19 protein-coding genes and 1 riboswitch are annotated in these 26,748 nt (G+C 46.4%); of the genes, 5 read left to right on the top strand and 14 right to left on the bottom strand.

The window, feature by feature from the left end; translation table 11 throughout:
• Nucleotides 1-19: 19 nt before the first annotated feature.
• The 4 genes from H1230_RS28375 to H1230_RS28390 all read right to left on the bottom strand — a co-directional run bounded on the left by H1230_RS28375 (nucleotide 20) and on the right by H1230_RS28390 (nucleotide 6,525).
• Entirely contained in the window at nucleotides 20-1,504 is a 1,485-nt protein-coding gene (locus H1230_RS28375) for an ABC transporter substrate-binding protein (RefSeq protein ID WP_239713123.1), read from the bottom strand.
• Between the two features lie 299 nt (nucleotides 1,505-1,803).
• Nucleotides 1,804-3,324 (bottom strand): response regulator transcription factor, encoded by a 1,521-nt coding sequence (locus H1230_RS28380; protein WP_239717613.1) that lies wholly within the window; start codon nucleotides 3,322-3,324, stop codon nucleotides 1,804-1,806.
• On the bottom strand, nucleotides 3,317-5,140 hold the full coding sequence (locus H1230_RS28385; protein ID WP_239713124.1) for a sensor histidine kinase: 1,824 nt from the start codon (nucleotides 5,138-5,140) through the stop codon (nucleotides 3,317-3,319). The genes H1230_RS28380 and H1230_RS28385 overlap by 8 nt, the downstream gene beginning before the upstream one ends.
• On the bottom strand, nucleotides 5,140-6,525 hold the full coding sequence (locus H1230_RS28390) for a purple acid phosphatase family protein (RefSeq protein ID WP_239713125.1): 1,386 nt from the start codon (nucleotides 6,523-6,525) through the stop codon (nucleotides 5,140-5,142). Before H1230_RS28390 ends, H1230_RS28385 begins: the two co-directional genes overlap by 1 nt.
• A gap of 133 nt (nucleotides 6,526-6,658) precedes the next feature.
• On the opposite strand from H1230_RS28390, the gene H1230_RS28395 reads away from it, so the two are divergent.
• A complete protein-coding gene (locus H1230_RS28395; RefSeq protein ID WP_239713126.1) occupies nucleotides 6,659-6,787 on the top strand; it encodes a DUF4023 family protein in 129 nt (42 codons plus the stop codon).
• A gap of 66 nt (nucleotides 6,788-6,853) precedes the next feature.
• Here the strand turns inward: H1230_RS28395 and H1230_RS28400 are convergent, their stop codons facing one another.
• Nucleotides 6,854-7,570 (bottom strand): copper amine oxidase N-terminal domain-containing protein, encoded by a 717-nt coding sequence (locus H1230_RS28400; RefSeq protein ID WP_239713127.1) that lies wholly within the window; start codon nucleotides 7,568-7,570, stop codon nucleotides 6,854-6,856.
• Between the two features lie 236 nt (nucleotides 7,571-7,806).
• Between H1230_RS28400 and H1230_RS28405 the strand changes: the two genes are divergently transcribed.
• Complete coding sequence (locus H1230_RS28405) at nucleotides 7,807-8,946, top strand: stalk domain-containing protein (protein ID WP_239713128.1); 1,140 nt, start codon at nucleotides 7,807-7,809, stop codon at nucleotides 8,944-8,946.
• Nucleotides 8,947-9,016: 70 nt separating this feature from the next.
• On the opposite strand, the gene H1230_RS28410 is transcribed toward H1230_RS28405, so the two are convergent.
• The 3 genes from H1230_RS28410 to H1230_RS28420 form a co-directional block, all read right to left on the bottom strand.
• On the bottom strand, nucleotides 9,017-9,538 hold the full coding sequence (locus tag H1230_RS28410) for a GNAT family N-acetyltransferase (protein WP_239713129.1): 522 nt from the start codon (nucleotides 9,536-9,538) through the stop codon (nucleotides 9,017-9,019).
• Nucleotides 9,539-9,565: 27 nt separating this feature from the next.
• The gene (locus tag H1230_RS31470; RefSeq protein ID WP_275591012.1) at nucleotides 9,566-10,375 is read right to left on the bottom strand and encodes a methyl-accepting chemotaxis protein; all 810 of its coding nucleotides are present in this window, start codon (nucleotides 10,373-10,375) and stop codon (nucleotides 9,566-9,568) included.
• Nucleotides 10,376-10,448: 73 nt separating this feature from the next.
• Nucleotides 10,449-11,324 (bottom strand): gamma-glutamylcyclotransferase family protein, encoded by an 876-nt coding sequence (locus H1230_RS28420; protein ID WP_239713130.1) that lies wholly within the window; start codon nucleotides 11,322-11,324, stop codon nucleotides 10,449-10,451.
• Nucleotides 11,325-11,547: 223 nt separating this feature from the next.
• Here H1230_RS28420 and H1230_RS28425 point away from each other — a divergent pair, with 223 nt between their 5' ends.
• Complete coding sequence (locus H1230_RS28425; RefSeq protein ID WP_239717617.1) at nucleotides 11,548-13,140, top strand: acetate--CoA ligase; 1,593 nt, start codon at nucleotides 11,548-11,550, stop codon at nucleotides 13,138-13,140.
• Between the two features lie 114 nt (nucleotides 13,141-13,254).
• Here H1230_RS28425 and H1230_RS28430 read toward each other — a convergent pair whose 3' ends face one another.
• Together H1230_RS28430 and H1230_RS28435 are read right to left on the bottom strand one after the other, a co-directional pair.
• On the bottom strand, nucleotides 13,255-13,836 hold the full coding sequence (locus H1230_RS28430) for a hypothetical protein (RefSeq protein WP_239713131.1): 582 nt from the start codon (nucleotides 13,834-13,836) through the stop codon (nucleotides 13,255-13,257).
• 214 nt (nucleotides 13,837-14,050) lie between these two features.
• Nucleotides 14,051-14,482 (bottom strand): hypothetical protein, encoded by a 432-nt coding sequence (locus H1230_RS28435; protein ID WP_239713132.1) that lies wholly within the window; start codon nucleotides 14,480-14,482, stop codon nucleotides 14,051-14,053.
• Between the two features lie 124 nt (nucleotides 14,483-14,606).
• Here H1230_RS28435 and H1230_RS28440 point away from each other — a divergent pair, with 124 nt between their 5' ends.
• Both H1230_RS28440 and H1230_RS28445 read left to right on the top strand, forming a co-directional pair.
• Nucleotides 14,607-14,882 carry a helix-turn-helix domain-containing protein gene (locus tag H1230_RS28440; RefSeq protein ID WP_239713133.1) on the top strand — a complete coding sequence of 92 codons (276 nt, stop codon included), beginning with the start codon at nucleotides 14,607-14,609 and terminating at the stop codon, nucleotides 14,880-14,882.
• Nucleotides 14,883-15,170: 288 nt separating this feature from the next.
• Nucleotides 15,171-15,347, top strand: a complete 177-nt coding sequence (locus H1230_RS28445; protein WP_239713134.1) for a hypothetical protein — start codon at nucleotides 15,171-15,173, stop codon at nucleotides 15,345-15,347.
• A gap of 63 nt (nucleotides 15,348-15,410) precedes the next feature.
• Here the strand turns inward: H1230_RS28445 and thiC are convergent, their stop codons facing one another.
• From thiC to H1230_RS28465, 4 genes are all read right to left on the bottom strand, one after another.
• A complete protein-coding gene (gene thiC / locus H1230_RS28450; RefSeq protein WP_239713135.1) occupies nucleotides 15,411-17,228 on the bottom strand; it encodes a phosphomethylpyrimidine synthase ThiC in 1,818 nt (605 codons plus the stop codon).
• 216 nt (nucleotides 17,229-17,444) lie between these two features.
• Nucleotides 17,445-17,551: riboswitch (TPP riboswitch) on the bottom strand.
• Nucleotides 17,552-17,602: 51 nt separating this feature from the next.
• Nucleotides 17,603-18,043: a HEAT repeat domain-containing protein gene (locus H1230_RS28455; protein WP_154121776.1), complete on the bottom strand. Its 441-nt coding sequence runs from the start codon at nucleotides 18,041-18,043 to the stop codon at nucleotides 17,603-17,605.
• A gap of 268 nt (nucleotides 18,044-18,311) precedes the next feature.
• On the bottom strand, nucleotides 18,312-22,022 hold the full coding sequence (locus H1230_RS28460) for a 6-bladed beta-propeller (RefSeq protein ID WP_239713136.1): 3,711 nt from the start codon (nucleotides 22,020-22,022) through the stop codon (nucleotides 18,312-18,314).
• 196 nt (nucleotides 22,023-22,218) lie between these two features.
• Nucleotides 22,219-26,586, bottom strand: coding sequence for an AAA family ATPase (locus H1230_RS28465; protein ID WP_239713137.1), 4,368 nt, complete (start codon nucleotides 26,584-26,586; stop codon nucleotides 22,219-22,221).
• Between the last annotated feature and the right edge of the window lie 162 nt (nucleotides 26,587-26,748).

Here is a 26,748-nt window from a genome sequence, read left to right on the forward strand (position 1 = left end):
TACTAATCTCTATTATTTGTTACTTGTTATTCGCAGCTCTCCATGCATCAAGTTGAGTTTGGGCTTCAGCAATTACCTTGTCGAGACCAGCCTCTTTGAATTTTTCGATCGCTTTCGGCAGATACTCTTCAGGATCTACGGTTCCGGTCATCAGCGATGCCCAGAATTGCTCCTTCACGTTCTGCACCGCCGCCATCTCGGTTGCTACTTTTGTGCTATCAAAGTTGAAACTCAAGATTGGGGAATCTACGCCTTCTGCATTAAACTTCTTGAATTGCTCCCATTTGTCGCTCTGGTCATTTGGGTTAAGATACAACAGCATGTTGTTTCCCAAGGAATAAGAAGGCATATCATAACTTTTTGACGCTGGCAGATTTTCCATATGGGTATCATCAATCTTCTTGTAATGCTCTCCTTCAATACCGGAGTCAACCATATTGCGAAGTACAGGATCCGTATTGAGCAGGTTCAGAAATTCCATAGCTTTTTCTGGATGCTCGGAATTGGCAGAAATCGCCATGATCGAACCTTGAACGGAGTTGTTATTAATGATTGAATTACTTGCAGGTGTGGATACTACTGGATATCCGTAACTTGCTGACCATAAATTATCGGCAAGCGGCTGAGTCTGCGCCATGTCAGTGAACCAATTGCCAGAGGTTGTCAGATCATTCGTCGAACCCGTTGTTGCCGCTTCAGGAGCGATATATCCGGCTTCATAATATTTATGCATTGTAGTAAGGGCTTGCTTCATTTCAGGAGTTTCGAGAATATTTACAATCTTATAATCCGTCGTGTCCAGCTTAACAGCCATTGGCAGATTTTGAATAACGTAATCAAAAGGAAGATTCGGAAGGAAGTTTTTGTCCATACCAAACGCAGTTACATTAGGTTCTTTTTCCTTAATTGTCTTCAGTAGAGGCTCCAAGCTTTCCAGGGAGCGCACATTAGAAATGTCTAGATTATATTTATCGACGAGATTTTTATTGAAGCGCCACACATTTTCCTGTGGGAGTTCCTTATTAGCCGGAATACCGTAATTGTGTCCGTCAACCTTGGAGCCTTCCAGGAAAGCAGGATCAATCGTGTCTTTGATGCCCTTGCCATATTTTTCAAGCAAGTCATCCATTTCCATGAATGCGCCTTTTCTGGCGTTCTGTACATAGTCGAATCCACCCGAGGCTGTAAAAATAATATCCATAGGTTCGCCGGAGGCTACGTTCACTTGCATCTTCTGTGGATAGTCGCCCCAGTCAACCATTTTCATCGTAATTGTGGCATTGATTTTCTCTAGCGTATACTTGCTGACTGCTTCCATAACCTTGTCAACGTCTTGTTGCGGCGTACCAATTGTGTACCAAATCAGGTTAACAGGTGCTTCTGCTGCTGGTTCGTTGCTGTTGCCTTCAGCATTGTTCTTACTGCCACCGCAGGCGCTCAGAACGAGCACAAAAGCCATAAGCATTGCAAGCACGAACGAAAAACTTCTTCTACTCTTAATCATGTGTGTTCCCCCTTTTAAATGCCTTCACTTACTTTGACTTCTGTTATTCTCTTGATGTATTAACTACCTTAACCTTACCGGATGTAAGAGTTTTCAAATAGAAGATAAACTTAATAAATCGAGGTACAAATTAAAGAAAAGGATGAACGCCTTGGATGAAACTGTTAATTATCGATAAAACGTTTACATCGGTTGTTATCTCTATGTTATTTGTGTGCCTTGCTCAGACAGACAAGAAGACTCCCTAACCCAAGGAATGGTTTTAGGAGTCAAATTTAGGTCTTTCTTAGTATTCCATTTTAGCCAAGTGCTTTATAATCTGTTGGGGAAATCCCCACATATTTTCTGAATTGCTTATAGAAATAACCTGTTTCCCAATAGCCCACATTACGAGCGATTTCATGTACCTTCAAGTTGGTATTCTTCAACTGCTGTTTGGCCTTTTCAATACGATATTTGTTGATATATTCCGCAAAGGAATCTCCGGTCTCCTTATGAAACAGCTGACCCAGGTACACGGGGTGAATATGATACTGGGCCCCCAGCGTCTTCAGCGAAAGCTCATTAGCATACTGGCTGTGAATATAACCAAGCACCTGATTCACAACCGGGTTCTTGATATCCTGCAGCAGCGAACCGACCGTTTCTTTCGCCACATTCTGGATAGACTCTACCAAGTCGGCTATCTTTGCACTGCTCCGGACACTGGTAAGACCTCTCTTGAAGATGTCCGATTCGTCCGTATATTTGATATGCTCCAATTCCATTTTGAATCTTACTACAAGCTCTATCGCCGCATTTTGCAAATCCTCAGGCTGAACGCCTTCAACCTTTTGCATCTGCTCAAAATCGTTCTGGATTCGATTCGTCAGACCTTCCTGATCCTTGGCCAGAATCAGCTTGGCATATTCTTCCCACTGGATAGGGTATTCGCGGCCTATGCCGCCGTCTGCCTCAAACGACTGATATTCGATGATTTGGCGATCGGGGTGAATCATATAGTATTCCAGCGCCCGTTTGGCTTCGTTATAGCTGAGAGAGGCTTCTTCGGGCAGCTGACCTACACTTCCGATCCCAATTTGAACGAACCGGTTCGCTTCCGCCAGCTCACGGGACAGTTGCTCAAGCAATACAACAAATTTTCTTTTTCCTTCGGCCCAGTTCTGTAATGAACTAATCATGACCATTTCTCCGTCAACATCGCGAAAAAGTGTAATCTCCTGCTCATCAATGAGCCGCTGACGAATCCATTCAAAGCTTTCCGTCGGATCACCTTCCGCCCGAAGAACGGCAACCACAATATAAGGCCCGTTTAACAAGAGTCCGATCAACTCTGCCCGCTCCGCAAACTCAGCGGCGGCGATCTGCCCGGTCAACCAGCGATACAACGTATTATCCTTTAGGATCTGAACGTCAAATGCGCTGTACAGCTCTTCTGACCTTACACTGTCCAGCTTCTCCACCGTATTGCGCAGCGTAGATTCCAGCTCTTCGATATTAATGGGTTTCAGAAGATAGTTCTCAATCCCCAGCTTCATGCCTTCTTTAAGATAATCGAATTCATTGAAGCCGCTAAGGATAATGACCTTCAGCTCCTTATGTAGTTTCCGAGCTTCGGAGATCAGGGTAAGACCGTTCATGATTGGCATAGATATATCGGTAATAAGCACATCTACAGGAGTAGAGGCCAATGAATCCAGCGCCTGCCGTCCATTCTCCGCATGCCCGACAATTTCCAGACCTAGCGATGGCCAATCCAGGATATCGTATAAACCTTCAATGATAAATGGCTCATCATCAACAATAAATATTTTATACATCTTCAGCATCTGTTCCTTCCCTTACCGGATAACGTACTTTGATGGTTGTCCCTTCGCCAAGGCTGCTCTCTATCTCAATCCCGTAAGACGGGCCGTACAAAAACCGCAACCGGCTGTGAACGCTGCGAAGTCCAAACATTTGGCCCGTCTCTTCTGGTTTCTCCAGTTCCTCAAGGATTTCCGCCATTCTTTCCGGTTCAATACCTGCTCCATTATCGGTAACCACGGCCACCAGTGCATCTCCCTCTTCCGTCACATCAATCGCCAATTGGTTGTCAAACCGCTCCGTTTTGATGCCGTGGACGATAAAATTCTCGATAAGAGGTTGAAGCGAAAGCTTGATGACCGACTTGCTCTCCAGCTTTGGATCGGCTGTAATGGTGTAATTGAATTTATCCTTGTAGCGGATTCTGAAGAGCTCCAGATATAAACGGCAAGCCTCCAACTCGTCTTTCAGCGTATATATCTTTTTCTGCTGCACCAGGCTTTTAAACAGCACAGATAAGCTATAGATCATTTCGCCTACATCCTTCGCCCCTTGGGAGATTGCCCTCATCCGGATAACCTCAAGCGTGTTATATAGAAAATGCGGACTAATCCGTGCCTGCAGCGCTACAAGCTCTGTCTGCTTCTGCTTAATTTCTGCTTTATAGACCCTTTCAATATACAAATTAAGTTCGTCCAGCATATCGTTGAAGCTCTTGGAAATCTGTCCAAGCTCATCCTCCCGCACATCGGTAATCCGCGCTGCTAAATCCCCGTTTCTCACCTTTCTGGTAAAACGGATAATTCCATGCGTCCGCTTGGCGAAATTGCTGATGAACAACGAAGGAATCAGAATGGCAAACAGGATACAAATCGAGCTTATCGTCAGAATTGTATTCTGCAATCCACGATACGTCTTAGCGAGATCCCGCTTGGGCACCGCGCTCAGCACCGTAAATCCCCCTTGGCTTTGGGTCAGCTTGGTATAAGTCATCCCTTCCTCTTTGACGCCATTATCATAGACGGAATTAACCTGCTCGATATACGGGTATTTTCGCCCATAATAAGCGCCTGAAGAATCAAACAATACTTCACCGTCTCCCGAAAGCACAAGGATCGATCCTTTCAAGTCTTCTTTATAACTAGCCAGGCTATTCCATATCTTCTCCGTATCAAAATAAATGACCAATTGGCCGATATTACGCAGCGACTGCTTGCTATTAATCGGCACGCGAATGGAGTACATCGGCAGATCGGGCAATCCGACCGTTTTCCGTACCCAAATGTTCGTACCGGAAACGGTGGAGCTTTCCTGCGGATACATAACGTCGGGCACAAAAGACCGGGCCGCGTTGGTGGAGATGATTTTAAACTGCTTCCTGCTGTTGTAAGCATACAATTGCTGTTGATCGGCGCTGTATAAGATTAAGCTGCGGATATCAGAATCATCCTCCACTTTATTCTGAAAGTAGGTCACCGTATCAGTTGGTGAACTGTTCTCCTTATAGAAACGGTCTAATCTGTAGTTTACATAGTCTTGGTACGGATGCTCCAGAAAATAGGATGTGTTGGCTGCGAGTTCACTGTCTCTGTAAATATCCCGCATCGTCGTCTGCACCGATTCATATTTGCCTCCGATGTAATTGCCGACGCTCTCAATCGCCCGCTTCTGCACATCCATTTGTCTCTGCACCGCCGCCTCCGACATAACCTTAAACATCAAATAGGAGAACGTAATAATCGTTACCACTGCGATGGCTGAGAACAGCAGAATGATTTTCATAAATACATTGTGTTTAAGATATTTTCTATAAATATTCCCCGGGAGCATCAGAAGCCTCCTTTCCTCGTTGGTGTAGTCTTGCGAATACTATACTGATCGTACAGCTCAGTCGTCCCTTTCGTAGTTGTTGTATACGCTTGAAAGGAGAGCTCTTCGTCCGTAACGGTCACACCCGTGAACATCTCCTTGTCCGTCTGACCATATTTAGCAGCAAACGGGAAAGTCCCGTCGGCTATGGTATATCTCTTATTGCCTGCTGCATTGGTCAGCAAATACAAAGTACCTGCGGGATTAACTACTGTCCCCCTTGCATCTGGAACAATATCCGTCAACGGCTTATTATTGTACATTTGGTAGCTTCTGGAGTAGGTGTGATCATGCCCGCTAATGACCATATCAATCCCCAGTTCATCAAACACCTTCGTTAATTGCGCTCGGAAATATAGTACATCGGCATCTTGTGTATGGAGAGCGACCGAATAAGGCGATTTGTGCAGAAAAACAACCTTCCATTTCTTATCCGAGGTTGCTACTTCACGGCGGAGCCACTCCACCTGTTGCTTATAGACCACAGCAATCTCTGCATCGGAACTGCCACCATAATATTCGGTATTCATAACCATAAAATGTGCTGGCCCATAGTCTAGCGAATATACAGAGCCATCCGGTTTTGCACCTGTATTCGATCCATTCGGCAGGTTAAAATGGGCGCTGAAGTTCGTATAGCCGCTACTTTCGTGGTTGCCCACCAAAGGAACCAGCGGGATATTCGCCAATATCCCCTGCGGTTTGTTAAAAAACCACGACCACTGCTCTTCAATATCTCCGCTATCTACCAGATCACCAGCGACGAGAATGAACTTGCTCTCTGGGAATTTGGCCATTCCTTGTTGAAGGGTATGATTCCAGATTTCGAAGTCCTTCTCAGTAGTTCCTTGGGAATCAGTGGTATACAGAAATTGAAAGGCTTTAGTAGCTGGACTCTCTGTTTCAAATGTACCAATCGCACTCCAATGATCCGCTTGTCCATCGCCGGCACGGTAAGCATACAACGTTCCCGGCTGTAGATGATCCGCGATAACCTTATGGTTTCTCTGTATTATGACACGGCCGGCAGCTTTATCTGCCTTTGACCTATAGACGCTTGTCGTGTCTGCTATTCCTTCATAGGATTGAATTCCGGCTGTCGGAAACTCAGCGTTAATTAATTTCGCCGCTGCAATGACTTCCAGCCTGGTTCCTGTAATCTTGTCTGGAGCAATCCAAGTAAAGGCCATACGGGTCTGCGGACTGCCATTAAAGGTTAATGCTATGGATTCAGGTTTCCCATCTTCTTCTGTGCGAACCCTAAATTCCACAGCCACCACGAGTCCCATTATAACGAGTACCAGAACTATCTTCATGGAGCCAAGCTTTCTAAATAACTCAAACATGTTCGTTTCCTTTCCTGCTTATCTTTAGTTGAATTGATTATACACTTCTCGGCCGACACATGTTTCATGCATGCATGAATTTAAGCAGAAGTGGTTAAAGTAACAACAAGGTTCTGAATCTAGGAGGTTGAACATGGACGATACTCATAAATTTGTAGAGAAATTACACGATACCCAAAAGAAAGATGAAAAAAATAGACAGAAGCATGATGAACCCGACAATGAAAAGCTCCCCACCAAGCAGCATGGGACGAATAAATAACAACAAAAACAGCTCGGCTATCCGTAATGGACAGCCGAGCTGTTTTTGAATTATTCAGAATCTGGATTAGTTACTCAACTTCGCTACACTTACCGCTACCTTCTCCAGCTGTGCCTTGCTCAAAGCCTTATCCGGCGAGCTGATCGTTACGAAACGGTCCGCCAATTTGAAAGTCAACATCGTTGTACCTGTGGAAGGACTGTACCATTTTGCCTCAGTTCCGTTCGAAAGCTTCACAGTTTCTCCAGTATAGCTGTAAGAGTAATCCCGTGGAGACACGTTAACATTCATATGATTGAATAGGAAGCTTACACCATCCTCGCCGCCGGCTACCTTCAAGAAGGCATCTCCACTAATCATTTGAGCTGGTGCATAGGCGGTTTCGAACCCTTGGAAGTTGGCAAAAGCTTTAGTGATCGCTTCTTTTTGTGCAGCACTGTATTGAATAGTGGCTAAAGTGATAGAACCAGAGGCTGGAGTTGTGCTTCCTGAGCTAGTCCCGAGAATGACCTGATTAGTGGCAGCATTGAAGGTTACCGGAACCTTTAATACGTCAGCCAACGCACGAACAGGTAGGTAAGTCGTATCATGATAGGTGATTGGCGCTAATGTCTTTCCGTTATTGTCTACTGGCGTATATGCTGCTCCATTTACTTTGAATCCAATGCCGTGGTTGAGATAAGCGCTGATCTTCTCCAGATTAGTTCCTGCATATACACCCGCTGATCCTGTAACTGCCATTCCGAATACCATTGTTGCTATGATCATTTTTTTGCTTTTCATTACTATCGTCTCCTTGTAGTTTCATGTATTGTTCTTGCTGTAGTTCTATTTAACCATTAACTTGTTTCCAACTTATCTCCAGATTGTAAAGAACTATCTCTGTCGCTCACGCAGCAGTTTATAATAAGAACTGCAACAAACTCTGATCTGGGACGTCTATTATACTGGAAACAATTACTGCTAGGCGTGAACGTGTAATGATCTACTCAAATATGTAACAACAGGAGCGAATGCACATGACTACACTTTTTCACAAAACAATGAGAATCACAGCCCTGGCTGCGGCAAGCACGATTATTCTGGCAGGTACGCAGGGTCCACAGGTGCAGGCCGCCTCGCCTGACAATGAAACCTCAGCAATTGTTCCAATCCGCATTGTATCCCAAACCCCGGTCTTGGTTCCTGCAATAGTCACTACCCAAAAAGTAACGGCCAGCGACGACACCTATAAAGCGGATCTGGACCTTCCGGTCATTTCTGGGATGCTCGATACACAAGCCCAAGCGGAATGGAATACCTTAATTGAAGCGAAGGCCTCTCAGGAGCTGGAGTCATTAAAGGTGACCGCTGCCGAAAACAAAAAGTATGCAACCGCACAGGGGTTTCCTTTTCATGCCTCCGAGCTGAGCAAGACCTTTGAAGTAACCTCAAATGGAGTTGGCACTGGTGGTATTCTTTCCCTTCACATCACCACTTACACCTTCAGCGGAGGCGCTAACGGGATCACTAGAATAGATACCTATAATATAAAAAATGAAGCTACAGCAGCACGCGTAACGTTGAAGACCCTATTTGGCGACAAGTATCAGACGACCATTAATGCGCAGATCAAAGCGGCTATGGCTAAAGATGCGGCTAACTATTTTGCAGAGGATTTCAAAGGAGTAAATGAAGACAGTTCATTCTATATAAAAGGCAGCTATGTTTATGTGGTCTTCCAGCAGAACGAAATCGCTCCACATTCTACAGGCAACCCGGAGTTCAAAATTGCGCTGCCCTCTAATTCTACAACTGGGGATCTTAGCTCCATGCGCCTAGTAGTCAATGGCAAAGCTCTTACAGGAGTAAAGCTTAGCCTCAATAACGCTGGAGTCGTATTGGCACCGATCCGCGCGATTAGTGAAGCCTTGGGTTACGAACTGTCCTGGAACAAAGAGACCCGCTCGCTCGAACTCATCAAAGGTGTTCATTGGACCCTTGTCACTAAAAATAAAGACAGCTATATTTACAACCGGATGGCCCCGATCTCACTTGGCACTGCTCCCGTCATCAATCCAGAGGGCAACATGTATGTGCCGATGTCCTTCTTTACCGAAATTCTAAAAGCCAGCGTCCAATATGAATCTGGCAGCGTCAGCATTTCTTCAGAGTCTTAAGCCGAATTGTTCCTGAACAAATAGAATAGCCCGCTATATCCGTAATGGATAAGCGGGCTGTTTCTTTCGATTAACTCTTATATGGCACGTTGACCTTATATACTTCTGTGTACAATATCTCCCTGAAAAGCTGAAACTCCTGCTCCTGCAACAGTCTTGGGTAAGTCATTATCAACAGTGGCAAATCGGCTTGTCCTTCACGCAAAGGGGGCTGGACGTAGGGATACGAATGAAGGTGGAAGCCCAGCCGCTCATAAAATCCGACTCTCCGTTGTTCCAGTACACCGCTAGGCGGTTCTACCTCCAACAGAACAGGCTTGTCCGACTGCCTGATATAATCTTCCATTAACTTTTTTCCAATGCCGCCTCCCCTAATGCCCTGATCGACCGCGATATGCTCCACGAACCGGAATACAGGAAACTCCCAGCAGGCCAGAAAAGCTATGGTTCTACCGCTGGCGTCCTTCTCCACAATTAGCCGATACTGCGGGAGGTCTAGCAATCTCCGCTGCCCGGCGTAGGTCCTGATCTCACATACTGGAAAAGAAGCTTCCATTAGAGCAAATACTTCATCAAAGGTTGACTCGTTCATAACTTGCTTCTCACTTTCTTGAATACCTTATTTAAGATTGGACAAGTTGTTTGCCGTATTTGCTATATGCTCGAAAGCACGGCTTAAATCCTGCATGGACTGCCCTTGATGCTGAGAAAAACCCATGATCTGCTGGATGGATTGATCCATCTGCACAATCGCCTGCTTCATACCAGCCAGCTGGGAGTGAATATTCTGCACTAAATCATGGCTGTCGTTGGCTAATTTACGAATCTCTGTAGCTACAACACCAAAGCCCCTGCCTTGTTCGCCTGCTCTGGCAGCCTCAATGGCGGCGTTTAGACCCAGCAAGTGTGATTGATCGGCTATCCGCTTCACCGAAGATAGGATCTCAAAGCTGCTCTCAATATCATGGACCATGGAATTGGAATGACTGACAAGCTCATTCAAGCGTTCGGTTATCCCTAGGGTGGACTCGGCAACTTCCTGTGAGGTGGCTGTCATCTCCTCTACAAGTGAAGACAACTCCTGGGCACCATCCTGAAGCGCATCATTGCGTTGCGTGGATACCATCGCAGCAATAACTCCAATAACCTCATGATTCTCAATAATAGGCACAGCCGAAGATAGGTAAGAAACACCAAAAGCTTCACTGCCACGTTCCTCACGCTGAACTTGTCCTGTCTCTAACGCATTATAGGACACCGTTCCTTTAAATTTCTCAATCGGTGCACCCACTGGAACTTTCAAATCAATGACCTGACCAGGCAGATAGGCGATAACACGCTCTCTATTAGCTAGTACCAGCGCAGCGTCCTCAGGGTAAGTATTTTGAATCAAGTCAAGCACGTCCTGCAACTTTTGAAGCTTGTCCATGAGAGATCAGCCGCCTTTTATAATAGAGTAAATAGTTAGGTCTAATTATATGTATTGAGCATTTAAGAAACAATTAAAAACTACGCTGCGGAGCTGGTACATGCTGTGCGTAACCAAATGACTCTACGAATCTTTTTTCCAGAACAGCATAATATTCGGGTGAGACGACCGGCTCTGCTCCACGCAAAATTTCCCTCATATAATGCTCGGGTGGTGCCAGTTCGCTTTCTTTGTTTACCACCACAAAGGTTACGGCTTCTCTGTGAATCCCATCCTCGCCTAGAATATATATGACAGCGGGGCGGTATACCCCATCTTCAACACCTTCTCTTTCGAACAGATAGCTATCCAGACATTCCGGCACAATTCGATAAAGCTTGCCTTCGGTCCTGCCCTCACCTTCAACAAGATCAGCACGCCCACCGTCCGCAGCCTGCAGAGTAAACTCTACATTGAAACCCTCCAATACGGCGCAGCCCTCAACGTTGTCGAACCATTTGCCGGCTCCTGCTAACTCAATTCTTTCCAGGTCCATACAGCTGCCATAAGCAAAATAAAACAATTCTTCTTCCTGCTTCAATCGGTAAAGCTTCCAATCCCCCTCGGGGATGGGTAGATATTGCTGTGAGAGCCTGTACACATAGACCCAAGCCCTAACCGTTCCCTGGTCAGTCACCACTTTCGTAAGGACCCGCTCATATTCATTACTGGCACAGCCAGGCCCATTATAACCCTCCAGTTCATCCAGCTTTCCCAGAATCTCTTCCGTCACTTCATACAGCTCACCGGCCACTCGGCCGTCATGCTCCAGCAAAACCGGATAACCAAGACCCGTATCCTGGAGTGTTCCCTTTACCTGCGCTAGCGCATATAACAATCGGCTGTCACCCAATAAGGTGTGGTATCGCTCTCCCTGACGCAAGGTGCCATACACAAATACAAATTCCATAATTCCCCTCCTGAATTGCTGCATACAACGCTAGTGGCGAGGCATATTCTAAGCTTCCTGCCGTTGCTTATCCTCTGTTCTATGCATTATACCAAAATAGTCACAGAACATTCTCGAAAGTGAAGGGGTCTACTTAGCATCTGGTACTAGGAGAACGTGCTATACTATACTAAGCTAAGTAAGATAAACAGCTACACTCATCTTGATCATATAGGAGAGGTTCATTTTGGATAATCAGCATTGGATCGCACCTGAATACTACAATCTCACTTCGGAAATGGAACATCATCCTTCCGGTAAGGTTGCACTTAAATTTGTGAACGAACAGGATCATTGCGAGGAGATCAGCTACGGCGAACTGCTGCAGCAGGCTAACCGGCTGGCCGGAGGACTCCACAATCTTGGACTTCAGCAAGGTGACAAGGTTCTGGTCATGGTTCCACGCAGAATTACTGCATATGCCATCTATCTAGCTTGTCTGAAGCTTGGACTGGCTGTTATTCCTTCCTCAGAGATGCTTCGTGCCAAGGATTTATCCTATCGTCTCCGACATTCCGAAGCACGGGCGGTCATTGCCTGGTCTAAGGTTGTTAATGAAGTAGATAAAATCAGCGACGACCTGCCCTCTTTGGATTTCCGCATTGCCGTTTCTGAAGATGGTTCTGCAAGTACTGGTTGGCTTGACCTGGAGGACCTTATGATTGGACAGCCGGATCATCGGACTGCAGTAAACACCCACCGCGATGATATCGCAATTCTGGCTTATACCTCAGGAACAACCGGTAATCCAAAGGCCGTCGTGCATAGTCACGGTTGGGCATATGCTCACCTGCGGATCGTTTCTTCCCTTTGGCTGGATATCCGTGAAACGGATATCGTCTGGGCGACCGCTGCACCTGGCTGGCAAAAGTGGATCTGGAGCCCCTTCTTAACCGTACTTGGAAATGGAGCCACCGGATTCGTCTATACAGGTGCCTTCCATCCGGATCGGTTTCTGCAGCTGTTGCAGGATCATTCCGTTCAGGTCTTATGCTGCACTCCTACGGAGTACCGTCTAATGGCCAAGACCGAAGGATTACATCAGCACGACTTGTCTAAACTACGCTGCGCCGTTTCCGCTGGAGAACCTTTGAATCAGGAAGTTATCGATACCTTCCAACGCAATTTCGATATCACCATTCGGGATGGCTACGGGCAGACAGAAAGTACACTGATCATCGGAACACTTAAGGACACTCCTATCCGGGTCGGCTCCATGGGTAAATCCATTGCTCCAGGACTTGTAGAAGTCGTAGACGAAGATGGCATTCCGGTCGCTCCGGGCGTGGTTGGAGATATTGCTGTACATTTGAGCATGCCAGCCTTGTTCCATGCCTATTACAAAGACCCTGGGCGCAAAGAAAACGGCTCACATGGAGAATTCTTCGTAACCGGCGACCGGGCACGCAAGGATGAGGATGGCTATTTCTGGTTCGAAGGCCGCGGCGATGATATCATCATCAGCTCAGGCTACACCATTGGCCCCTTCGAAGTAGAAGAAGCGCTTATGAAACATGCTTCCGTGAAAGAATGCGCAGTTGTAGCCAGCCCGGATGAAATCCGCGGCCATGTCGTTAAAGCATTTATCGTGCTTAAAGATGAAATAGCCGGATCTCCCGAACTTGTGAAAGAGCTGCAAGCACATGTCAAAGAGTGGACAGCGCCTTATAAATACCCGCGCAAAATCGAGTTTATCAGCGATCTCCCGAAAACAACCTCGGGCAAAATTCGCAGAATAGAGCTGCGCGAGCAGGAAGACAGAGCTGCGCAGGAATAAACGGCTGAGTAATGCCGTAATTTAAAAGATAAACGTAAAGAGCAGCCCCAAATGGAGCTGCTCTTCTTTTCGTATTATAGGAATGGTTCCTCCCTTATTTTCAATCGGATGGTTTCATTCCGCCCAATATTTCGCATCCGGGTTCAGGGCCGTTCCCACTTCGCCCTCCAGCACTAAATCACAATCCAGATACCCCTCTTCATCGAGAAAATAAACGTCCTGCTTATAGAATTCACACAGTGTCTCCAGAAATTTCTCCGGCGAATGATACATAACAACCAGGTCACCATAATCATGCAGCAAATCACATATCTGCTCTACACCGTCCGCTGAACGATAATAACATATAAAATCACTGCCATAATTCGTTAGGATCGGTAGAATAATCCCTCCGGCACTATAACCCTTCTCTTCCAAAATTCCTGTTAGTATCTTCATTTCCTGCTCATATTCATCGATATGGATCAAGCGGTACCCCGGTATGAACTCAATCAAACTCGGTTCTTCTTCATCACTGCCTGTTCCAGAAACCGTACTATAAATAGCGGTTAGGAGCTCTGGCGCTTCAGGCAAAATTTCGCTAAGCCGTGTGCTTCCGTCGTCAACTGCACCTAGACTCGCAATATAATTGGGGCGTAAGTTGGCAGACAGCAATAGATATTCCTGAAATTTACTTGTTAAACTATGAGTTAGCATGTTTTCATCCTTTGTATTTCTAATATTTAGGCTCTATGCCGATCATACCACTCTTTACCGTCAGTACCAATGGGTCTATACTGTATAAGTCTTGAACAAGCAATGATTAGCGAAGCAGAGTAAGGGAATCGAAAGCAGCTGCCGGGTATCGGCAGCTGCTTTTTTTATGGGTCATTTTAGCTTAAGTACTAGTTGGGGAATACAGCTGTAAATTTTAAAATATGGAATGATAGAGTTCTTCCCGCGAAATATACATCCTTAGGGATAGCTGGCAAAGTAGATCATCTACTTTGTGAATCAGATGGCAAAGCTGTGTGATTTTCATATAGCGAAATAGGGAGAAGTCAGTATACTGTACAAAAAAATGAATAGAAGAGACGAACAACGCAAGATCTAATTCAGATGTGCCCTCGGTACTCAGCAGCAGAATCAATTCTTCCAACGTCAAAACTTGCGGAGGAAACAACGAGTTATGTTCTTGAAGGGCTAGTGCGCGGATCATGCAGGTTAAAGCTCTGTCACTAAGGATCAGGCAAGGAACGATATTACCCTCATCAAGCAATAGCGGGATAAAGTCCATGTAGGTTTGACAGAGATTATGGGATTTCAGGCTTTCGATTTCGTGCTGATTATTGATATTAGACACGTTATCAGCCTCCATGCTGTTATATTCCTCTTTGAAAAATGTATATATTTCTCTATTTGTTGAGTACTTTATCTGTAGTGGTTAGTATAACAGATTGATAATGGTCCTAAAAGGAGATTTTCCGTTGAGCCAGCAGCCAATTATCATCAAACAGATTATCGGAAAGACAGTTAAGGCTCTACGCATCAGACAAGGTTTAACTCAAGAAGACTTGGCCTATGAATGCAATGTAGATCGCTCCTACATCTCGATGATCGAGGTTGGCAGAAATGAGCCTTCGGTGAGCAAGATCTTCGAGCTTTGTCTTGGCCTCAGAATCAGGCCTTCTGACTTTTTCACTCTTGTCGCTATAGAGTATGACAATATATTGCAAGACAGCAACAAATTAAGAGCAGAGTAATAAGGTCTTCACCTTATCGCTCTGCTCTTTAATTTAATTTATATCAGTGACTACATTCACACTATGCACTTATTTGCCGTCCCCACCATCCCCGCAGGCAGCTCTTCTCTTAATCGCCAGACGAAGCTCATCGCCAGAATCCCCTCTATTTTGATGGCTCAAAACCAAATTAACGGTTGGCTAATTCGAGCGAACGAACAATGAGGCGAAATACAAAGCCTGAATAGTTGAAGTTCAACCTTGGCGGACTGTATAGCTGCTATTTCACTTTGAGGGGATATTGAGAGCATGAAGCGGACTCAGGAGACGTTATTGAAGCAAAAAACGGTTCTTCCGGGAAGAAATTTGGTCAATAGTGTCTCTGGAGTCCGTCAAACTCGCCAATCGCCTGATTTCGAGCAAATAGGAGCTTCTGAGTCCGGTTCACGAATTTCACCCTTTTTATGGGTCAACAAACCACATTAGCTCTTCCTATGAGGTCCATTGGCTCAGTTTCTGATTTGGAGATAGAGCCATAAAATTCCGGTTTTATTTATAAATCCTCCCGCCACCCTCCTTAAACTCCGCCGCCTTCTCCCGCATCCCAGCAGCGATAGCCGACCGCCCCAGTTTCTCCCCATGCTCTTGAGCCTGCGTCACTTCCAAATCCTGCCCCACCTCATCCTGCCGCCGTGCCGTGTCCCGGATCTCCTGCGAGATGCGCATGCTGCAGAACTTCGGACCGCACATCGAACAGAAGTGCGCCGTCTTGGCCCCTTCAGCCGGAAGGGTCTCATCGTGATATTCGAGCGCCCGTTCCGGATCTAGCGCCAAATGGAATTGATCGCGCCAGCGGAATTCGAACCGCGCCTTAGAGAGGGCGTTATCCCGATCCTGGGCACCTTTGTGGCCTTTGGCCAAATCAGCGGCATGCGCAGCAATTTTGTAGGTAATGACACCTTCGCGCACATCCTCTTTGTTTGGCAAGCCAAGGTGCTCCTTCGGGGTCACGTAACAAAGCATAGCCGTACCGAACCAACCGATCATCGCCGCTCCAATGGCCGAGGTTATGTGATCGTAGCCAGGGGCAATATCCGTAGTCAGAGGACCCAAGGTGTAAAAAGGCGCTTCATGGCACAGCTCCAGCTGCTTATCCATGTTCTCCTTGATTAGATGCATCGGCACATGGCCCGGGCCTTCTACCATTACCTGAACATCATGCTTCCAGGCAAGTGTTGTTAGTTCCCCAAGAGTCTCCAGTTCAGCAAACTGAGCTTCATCGTTGGCATCGGCAATGGAACCCGGGCGCAGTCCGTCACCCAAGGAGAATGCCACATCGTAAGTCTTCATAATCTCGCAAATATCCTCGAAATGCGTATAAAGAAAGTTCTCCTGATGATGTGCGAGGCACCATGCTGCCATAATGGAGCCACCCCGGGAGACGATGCCCGTCATCCGACCCGCAGTCAGAGGAATATAGCGCAGCAAGACACCAGCATGAATGGTAAAATAGTCCACACCCTGCTCCGCCTGCTCGATCAACGTGTCGCGATAAACCTCCCACGTCAGGTTTTCGGCTTTCCCGTCCACTTTTTCCAGTGCCTGATAGATCGGCACCGTACCGATTGGCACTGGAGAATTGCGCACAATCCATTCCCGTGTCGTATGAATATGGTTGCCAGTCGACAGATCCATAATATTATCCGCGCCCCAGCGCGTGGCCCATCTCATCTTCTCTACCTCCTCTTCAATCGACGAAGAGACAGCAGAGTTTCCGATGTTCGCATTGATCTTCACCAGAAAGTTCCGGCCAATAATCATCGGCTCGCTTTCCGGATGGTTGATATTCGCTGGGATAATAGCGCGGCCACTGGCCACTTCTACTCGCACAAACTCAGGAGTGACATTTTCGCGAATCGCAATATATTCCATCTCCGCAGTAATGACGCCTTGGCGTGCATAATGCAACTGGCTGACATTGTGGCCTTTCCGGGCTCTTAACGGAAGCCGCTCCAACCGTGGAAATACTTCTACAGGGGTTTTACCCCAGGTCTTCCCATTATCCTCCGCTTTAATCCCTCTACCTTCATAGGCTTCCGAATCTCCGCGCGCGGCAATCCAGCATGAACGGTGGGGCAATAATCCCTGGCGAATATCCGTGTACGCTTCGGTGTCGGTATAGGCACCACTCGTATCATAAACACGCAGAGGTGCATTCACTTCTTCTAAAGCGGTCCCCGAGGTATTGCTTAAAGTGATCTCCCGCATGGGGACCCTTATATCCGTCCGCGAACCCTCTACATATACTTTACGACTTGCTGGAAAAGCAGACAGATTCACATTCCCCTTCTTCTCTGAACTCGGCATCTTGATTCCTCCTAAAAGTTTTGTAAAGCATACACTTCACTGTTTTCGCTTCGTACAAAACTACTTCGAAAGCATAGGCTAAGTTTTGTAAAGCATACACTTCACTGTTTTCGCTTCGTACAAAACTTGGTGGTGGTTGTAAACAAGAGCGCAGCAAAAAAGCCGCTCCACAATGGAGCGGCTTTATCTATGAACAGCCAAGAAGGCTATACTTGAAAAAGTCCGACTCCACTTTCCTACGCTGGTATGATCCAGATCAGGTTCAAGGGTCCAGGAATTTAATTTTCCCGTCTCAGCCAATTCAGGCTCCCCTAGTGGGTATCTTATTTAGTTAGTTATTAAACTACAGGTATTGGATTCTTTTGTCAACCTGATTACTTCTTCTCAGCAGTCCACATTTTTGACAACCAGCTGTCAAATTCAGGGCCTTTTTCACCCTCGTAAGCATCGTAAATATCCACTCGCATCTTCTTCAGCTTCTCTTTGAACTCTTCAAACGAATGATCCTGGGGCAGACTCTTCTTGATTCTAATAAGAATCTTGGATACGCCCTTCACCAATTCCGGTTTGTTCTTGGAAGGTGCTTTCACATCCTCGCCAAAAGCCTTGAGTTTCAAGTAAGCAGCTTCTTGTACGGTATAGACAGGATCGCTGGTCATTAAACGTGTCAGGATATCAATGATCTTGGAGTGCTTAGTTTGACCTAGCTCTTCAACAGCAGCGAGACGCGCTCTCCAATCTCCGGAGCGGTTCGCCTCTCTTTTTAATTCTTCATAATTTTCTGGCAATTCATTTACTATTTCTTCGTTACTCAAATGACACAATCCCTTTCTTTGTTCAATCTATTGTAAACAACCGATCAATTCATTCAACACCTTAAGACGAGCCTTAGAACCGATAAGTCAATTTTACAGTACTGTTCTCCATCATTTCAATCTTTTCGGCAAAACAAGTGATAAATTGGAGACATTTTCTTATTCCAGCCTTTGTTATGACAGAAAAAGGGTCTATCCCTTAACAGTTTTTCCGACTGCCGGCAGGATAAACCCTTTTGAAGTGAATTAACTATCGTAAAATGTTGATTTACTTACTCTGCTGCGCCAGCATCTTCAGCAATACGGTTATCGCTTCGGCTCTGGTCGTGTTACCGGCTGGATCGAATTGATTCAGGCCTTTGCCTTCGATTAGGCCCAGTTTCTTCACTGCGGCTACCGCACCCTTCGCCCATGTCGGGATGTTCAAGTCATCAGCAAAATTTGTTACCGCATTGGTCTCAAGCGTAAGCTTCAGCGCACTGGCAATCATCGAAGCCATCTCCGCACGTGTGATCGGGGCATTCGGACGGAAGGTACCGTCCTCATAGCCATGGATGATCCCCGCTCCTATAGCTTGCGCCACTGCCTGCTTAGCCCAAGTGCCAATCTTCGCGCGATCTGTGAATCCCAAATCTGCTCCGACTTCCTCTGACTGCAAGGTATTCATCAGCATCACCGCAAATTCCGCACGGGTCACACTGTTTCCCGGCTTGAACGTTCCGTCCAGGTAACCCTTGACGATGCCGTCAGCTACGGCTTGCTTGATACTGGCTTCCGCCCAGTGTCCCGCGATATCACTGAACTGTGTTTCTACGGTAGTTGGCGCTGCTAGATCTACGGCGAATACCGCATAATATTTGTTGAAATGATCGACACTCACCGTGATGTGATTACCGTTCACTGTACCCCCGGCAACCTCCACCCAAATTTTCTGCAATTCGTCATAGTAGAACACTGCTGCTCGTTGACTGCTGTTCACTTTGACCGGATCGAACGTAAAAGTTAAGATGACCGGATTGATGAAGTTCTCGGTAAAGTTCTTCAGAAGTTCAAACACCGGACTGACCAATACCTGCTGGTTCGTGAGCAGGTCTAACGTATCCAACACTTTCGCAATCGTTACGCGCAGGACTTGGTTGGTGGCATTGGAAGGAATCGAAAGAGTGATCTCATCGTTCAGACTCACCTTTCCGGCTATACCTACGGGAAGGGTCAGCTTGCCATCTGTTGTTGTTATGAGGGTTGGGGGCGGAGTTGCTGTCGGCTGCTCAGCCGCTGCCCGTGTTACCATCACTGTATAAGTCTTAACAGTACCATCCTGCGCTGTCACTGCAACAGAAATGGAGTTGCTGCCCACACTTAAAGGAATTGCGCCGCTTGCCTGACTGCTGGTCACCGAAATCCCATTCACCTTCAATGCCGCATTACTGTCATATACACTCGCCGTTACCGCTAAGCTGGATACCCCATTCGCTACAGTGGATGTGTAACCTGTAGTCTCCGCGGAAAAATCAGGACTTAGCGTTCCGCTGGATAAAGTCAATTCGCCGAGGTCCGCATTGCCGCTTAGGACGGGTGCAGCGGCCCGGGTCACATTCACCGTATACCTATTGCTGGTTCCATCCTCTGCCAGCACGGTTACCTGTACGGGATTCACGCCTACATTCAGGCTGGCGTTATAGGTATAGACATCATTCGTTACCGTACTATATACAGCACCGGTCACTGAGATCGTTTGTGTCGGGTCTCCCTTACTGAAGGACAACTCTACATCGGATACAGCGTTAGCCACAGCCACCGTATAATTAACCTTACCTGACAAGAACGTTGGAGATAACGCCCCCTGACTCACAGCCAAGTTGGATAGTAATGCATTATTGCTCAGTCTTGTGACATGGAGCCTATAGGCCTTCGTTGTTGTTCCATCCATCGCGGTGACTTTAACCGTAATGACATTGACGCCCGTTTGTAGAGGAACTGTGTGCGTAGTCACGTTTCCTAATACGGAGCCTGCAGCCGCACCATTGGCAGCCGTTACCTCTACGGTCGCCAGAGGATCAGCAAGTTTGGTGGTAATCGTTAGGTCAGCCATGTCAGCAGCGACCGTTGCCGTGTAAGGAACTGTGTTGTCCGCTGTAACCGAAGGGCTAAGTGTACCCGCCGAGAGCGTAAGATCCGTGACATGCGTATTATCATTCGGCGAGAATATACGAACATTGGAGGCATCCTGCATATAGAGCTTCCCACTCGAATCGAATGTAATTGCACCAACGAACTCTGTATCTCCACTATTATCGTTATTCCACTCTGACAGATACGTACCCTCTGCATCAAACTTTTGAATGCGGTTATTAACGCCATCCACCACATAGACGTTCCCGCCCTCATCTACGGCGATTCCCCTTGGAAAACGGAACTGACCCTTATCGTTGCCATAACTGCCCCACTGCAACAAGTAGTTACCATTCGAGTCAAATTTCTGAACGCGGTTATTGTCGTGATCCAATACGTACACAATCCCACTATGATCTATGGTAATGTGTAAAGGAGTGTAGAACTGACCATTACCGCTGCCCTGACTCCCCCACTTGGTCAGGTAATCACCCTTTAAGTTGAATTTTTGGATGCGATTGTTATTACTCTCTGCCACATACAAATTACCACTATCATCTATAGTAATTCCAAAAGGATAATTGAACTCGCCGTCACCGCTGCCGTACCTCCCCCACTGTGCGAGATACTCACCGTTCGAGTTGAATTTTTGAATGCGATTATTACTACCATCTGCTACATACACATTACCAGCATCATCTACAGCAATTCCATAAGGATTGTCGAACTCGCCATCACCACTGCCGTATCTCCCCCACTTCATGATGAGATTCCCATTGGCATCAAATTTTAAGATCCGGTTGTGATTAGTATCTGTAACATAGATGTCCCCATTGCTAAGAGCTACGTTTACATTGGAAAAGTAAGATGTGCTTGAATAACTGCCCCATTGGGTGAGGTAGTTACCGTTCGAGTCGAACTTTTGGATGCGGCTATTATCACTATCCACCACATACACATTACCATTATCATCTACAGTGATTCCGAAAGAATAGGAGAACTCACTCTCGCCACTGCCCTCACTCCCCCATTGTGTTAAGAACACACCATTTGAGTCAAATTTCTGAACGCGATGATCACTATCAAATACATACACATTACCGCTAGAATCTACGGTGATTCTACCAGAGATGTTGAATTCACCCTCACCACCGCCATAGTTTCCCCACTGCATCAGGTAGGCACCATTTGAATCAAATTTTTGAATGCGGTTATTATTACTATCCGCCACATATACATTACCGTTATCATCTGCAGTAATTCCATATGAAAGTGAAAACTCACCGTTACCGCTACCAGCGCTTCCCCACTGTGTGAGGTACGCACCACTGGTATCAAACTTCTGAACGCGGTAATTATATGTATCCAACACATATACGTTGCCGCTAGAGTCTACGGTGATTCCTTGAGGATAGTTGAACTCACCATCACCACTGCCCGCGCTCCCCCACTCTGACAGGTAGACACCATTCTGATCAAACTTTTGGATGCGGCTATGCTGCATTTCCATCACATACACGTTTCCGCTATCATCTATCGTAATGCTTTCTGGATAGTAGAACTGCCCCTTGCCAGTTCCCTCCTCACCCCACTGCATGAGGTAAACCCCATTCGAATCGAACTTTTGAATGCGGTTATTATTACGATCTATCACATAAATATTACCATAGGAGTCTACTGCCGCTCCTGCAGGACCATAAAATTCCCCCTCGCCAGACAGTTTGAATTTCCCGCTTGTAGGTAATTCATGAATACCACTTGATGTCGGGCTGGCATACGCTTTAGCAGAGAACTGTACGGATAGCGTTCCCAAGAGCAGCACCACAACCATAAACCAGGATAGCTGCTGTCTTAATCCTTTGGACATATTTACTCCCCCAATTAATTGTTTAATTTTGTATAGTATAGTTTATATTAATCAAATTTGTATCTAAAAAGATATATAATTCGAGATAAAGTTGAAATTATAGTGTGGAACATATCATCCTTACATTAAAAAAGCCAACAAGCAGGTCTATAACGACCGAATTGTTGGCTTTTGAACAACTATCATCCGCAAATTGCTATTCCACTAATTGCAGCTCGCGCGCACGGGAGATCGCTTGTGAACGGCGCTTGACCCCTAGCTTCCCGTACAGTCGGAATACATGACTCTTAACGGTTCCCTCTGTAATCCCAAATCGATCAGCTATTTCCTTGTTGGATAACCCATCGGACAGGGAGTATAAGATCTCGGTTTCACGCAGAGTGAGCGGATCGACGAGCAGCTTGGAAGTTTCAGTAGTGGCTGTCAGTTCATCAGAAATCATTCCTATGCGGGATTCCTGAAGCGATTTCTGGTATACCATACGGGTAATCATGAAATTCAACACTTCCAGACCTTCCTTGGTAAACGCTCCTACTATAAGGTTATTCTCCAAATAAAGCACAGAGGGCAGCACACTTCCCGGAAAAAGCACCGGCATGCACAGAATCGATTTCGACAGATTGCGTTGAATAGACGGATCAGCGGCATAAGAGCTGTGTGAAGCATTGGCAAGTAAGATCGGCTCGCCAGTCATAATGACATATCTAACAATCGATTCCGCAAACCCTAGCTCTCCTGGCAGAACCTCGTTACTCCCACTTTGAGCTTCAATGTGAAATACTTCTTCCTGACCATTCAGCACATACCCATGAACTGCCCCCGAATAACGAAGCGCTGATGTCAGGAAGGGAGTGAACATATCCTGATCGTCTGCTGAACCTGCCCACTCGGAAATTCGTCCTAAGAATACTTTTCCATCATCCACAAAAGCTACTCTGTCGGGATGGACTTGGGTCGGCTTCGCTTCGAGTGCTCCCTCAGCAACTTTTCGTTCTTCTTTCAGCTCTGAAGTGGATAAAGGCAGCCCCGGATAATCCTTCTTAAGCTGCTCTACTTTGACGGTAGCCCCCCATTGCGCATAAGCATTACAAGCATCTGCCATTAATATCTCTGCTCCGCCAACACTTCCGGCTTCCTTGTAAAACCTTGAAGCCAACTCGTAGGCCATAGCCTCCATCATGCCATACCCTTCTGTTCGTGCGGAATTAATAGCAAGCTCATAGCCTTTTGCCGCTCCTGCCCATTGTCCATCGATTCGCTCTAATTCAGCCATAATGAGCAAATAAGCCGAAGACCCCTGTCCAAAATAACCAGACCATTGCTGCATAGAACGCAGTTGCTTACCAAGTCTCTTGCGAATACTTTTACGTTCTTCTTGCGGTGCCTCTGCATACAGGGCAGCAAGGGATAGTGACTGGTAGACATGTTGTTTACGAACTTGCATCCGTGTCTGTCTAAACGTATTAAATTCCCCTTGCTCTGTCCATTCAAGAGCTTCACGATACCGTCCAGCTAGATAAGCAATTTCGATTTGGCAGGTACAGTTATAATAAATCTCGTTGTTCAGCGTCCCCTTGGAACGATTGCTCAGCAGTGGAATAACAACTTCATCGTTGTCAGGAACCTCGCCCTGTAATTGGGCCACATACCGTCTCGCAATGCGAAATATGTTCAGCGTCACCTCGTCTACAAGCTTCTGGGACCTAGCTTCATACTCTGCAATCCGTGCAGACAACGCATATAAATTCCCAGTATGAGTGGTTGTACACGTTAGCATCGCAATACTAACAAACGTCAAATTGGCGGATTCCATCCCATAGTGTATAGATTGCTCAAAATGCTCTAATCCTTCTTTTGGATTCTGCTGCAGTCTAGAAAGGCCTCGGATGTAGTACAGTCGGCAGTATAAATCCGTGCTTTCAAAAGAGGATGCGAGTAGAAAAGCCGTATCAATATAATGAAGCCCTAATCGAGTGAAGGAGATTTTATTTCTAAGAATCACCAAGCCATAACTTGCCAGAATATACGCAAATGCTTCGTTATTCCCATGCTTCAGACCGAAACGAACGAACCTCGAGAACAATATAGCAGATAATTCCAGGCTTAACGTAAATACCGAGGTCGCTATCGCCATGACCAGATCCGACAAGGCTTTGTAATGGGGGTCGTTATTTAAGGGTAAATACGGAAGCTCTTGACGCATTCTGTACAAAGCTGTTTGCGTCATGGCTACTTCCTTCAAGATCCCTGCCTTAGAATACTTTACTGGCAGCTTCCAGCCAAATTCTGCAAGTGCTTGCCGTCCGACGTTCACCGCCAGTTCATCTTTTGCTAAAAAGGTGTACATCGAAATCCGAATAAGATAGATCCGGGAACGCTCGACCAGGTCAGTTGTCCGGGCCATCAACCGCTCAAGTAATATTGACGCACGTTCTGTATATCCACACATATACTCACATTCAGGCAGTTCCAGCATCAATTGATAGGCAAGTGAGCCAGGTACCGCATCATTCTCCCCAATTAGATACAGTCCTGTTTCCAGAAAGTATAGTGCTGCTGCATAAGCTGTCGTTGCTTTCGATTTCAGACCTGCTTGTAGATTAAATTCAGCCAGCTCTATTCTCATCGCCGGATCTGTCATTATCTTGGAGCCCAAGTTCAAGTGATATACCTTGTCAAAGATGGAATATACCTGCTCGTTCTCGCTCCCACTCTGATGCATCATACGCCCAATCGCTAGATGTAAGCTGGCATGTTCTGCTTCAGAAACGGTCTGATACGCAGCCTGCTGCACCCGATCATGCAAAAAAGCATATTCAATATCCTCCGTCTCTCCCTCCACAAAGCCATCCTCACGGCTTATTAAGCCTTCATCCTCGGCGCCCTGCAAGAAATCCAATGTATCCAGGAAGGAGTACCCGCTCACAAGAGCAACCGTTGCTAGATGGAAATGGCTGCCAAGAGCAGCTGCAATCCCCAGTAAACTTATGGTTCTCTCCGGAAGCATCCGAATTCGCCGCTCAATGAAATGAAGAATGTCGGGATCTTCAGGCTGTTCTGTAACTGCAGCCATATCCCATGTCCACATGGCTTGCTCCTCATCAAAAAGCAGCTTATGCTCACGGTATAGGCTATCCAGAAACTGATGCAGATATAGCGGATTCCCCCCGGTCCGGTGGTATAGTGATTCAGCCAGCTGCCGGACGCGAGCCGTATTCTCGTTAAGGATATGTGATAGAAACCGCCTTACATCAACATAGGACAGAGATGTAAGCTTAATATGCTGCACCCGCAGTGCCCTATCTGCCAACTGACGAGATAACATCTGTTGCACCCATAATGCTGCAGCGTCATCTTCATCCTCATTGTCCATTCGTCCCTGCGTCGTTTCCAACCGGAATGCAGCTATCACTAATAAACCATGCAGCGCACCATCATTGGCTAACACTTGCAGGACATCTAGTGTATCTGGGTCAGCCCATTGCAGATCATCCAGAAACAATACAAGCGGATGCTCCCTACCCGCAAAAATCTTGATGAAAATAGGCAGTAGGCGGCGAAAACGAACGGCGGCTTCAGCCGGAGGTAGAGGCTCGACTGAAGGTGAAGCACCGAGAAGCTTGGCTGCCTCTGGTAGAAACTCTGTGATCACACCCGCCCCGCTCCCCAAAGCTTCTACCATTTGAAGCCTTAGTTGGGCAATTCTTTCCGGTGATTCGCTCCATACCTGCCGAAGCAGTCGGCGAAGCGCCTGCAGAATCGGTGAGAAGGGTATCTCCCGATTCATCAGGTCGCATTTGCCAGTAATAAACTGACCGCCTTCTCTTCTGATCGGCATTTTAAGTTCACTAATTAATGCTGTTTTCCCACTGCCCGCATGGCCTGTGACCAATACAAATGCCGAAGCCCCAACACAAGCCAACTCAAAAGCATCTTGTAGAGCTCCCACTTCCTGTTCACGTCCAAAAAGCATGCGGGGCAGTCGAAACCGACTAGCCTTATCCGAAGAAGCAATCTCAAAAGGGTGAAGCTCACCCGCTTCATTCAAAGACAAAACGCAGCGCTGCAAGTCAGCTAATAACCCGTAGGCGCTCTGATAACGTTCTTCGGGCGATTTTGATAACAGCTTCAGTAACATCTCATCCAGTGGTCCATCCAATTCAGGACGTTGTTCGCGTATAGGCTTTGGCAATACGGCCATATGTACATGAATCCATTCTTCAGCACTCTGTGCCTGAAACGGTAGCTGCCCTGCAAGCATTTCATAGAAAATAATTCCGAGGGCATACAGATCACTGCGCTCATCCGGCGCTCGATTGATCCTGCCCAGTTGCTCAGGAGATAAATAGGCATAATCCATTTTACGATTTTCTGTAAGAACCGCCTGCAACAAATCCGATTGAAAGCGAACACAAGCCAGACTTAAATTGCCAATGATTGTGTTTCTTTTATGAGCAGACTGAACCAGCTTCGTCAATGCTACTGCTCTATGTAAAAAGGATGACAGCTCCATATGCGTTCCATTCAGCATTCCCTTCAGCTTGAAACTGTCTGCTAGTGACATGTTGTCATTCCTCCATGTGATTCTATCAGCTACCCATCACGGTTCAGAAAACTCTTGATTATTCCTATTCTACCACCATTCCTATACGAATGAGACAAATTTAATTGACACAGTGGTACTCTTTAGACAAAGGGAGCTTTGTGAGAAGATATTAGAGTTCGG

The sequence above is a fragment of the Paenibacillus sp. 19GGS1-52 genome, from assembly GCF_022369515.1.
In the GTDB taxonomy this organism is placed as follows: Bacteria; Bacillota; Bacilli; order Paenibacillales; family Paenibacillaceae; genus Paenibacillus_AQ.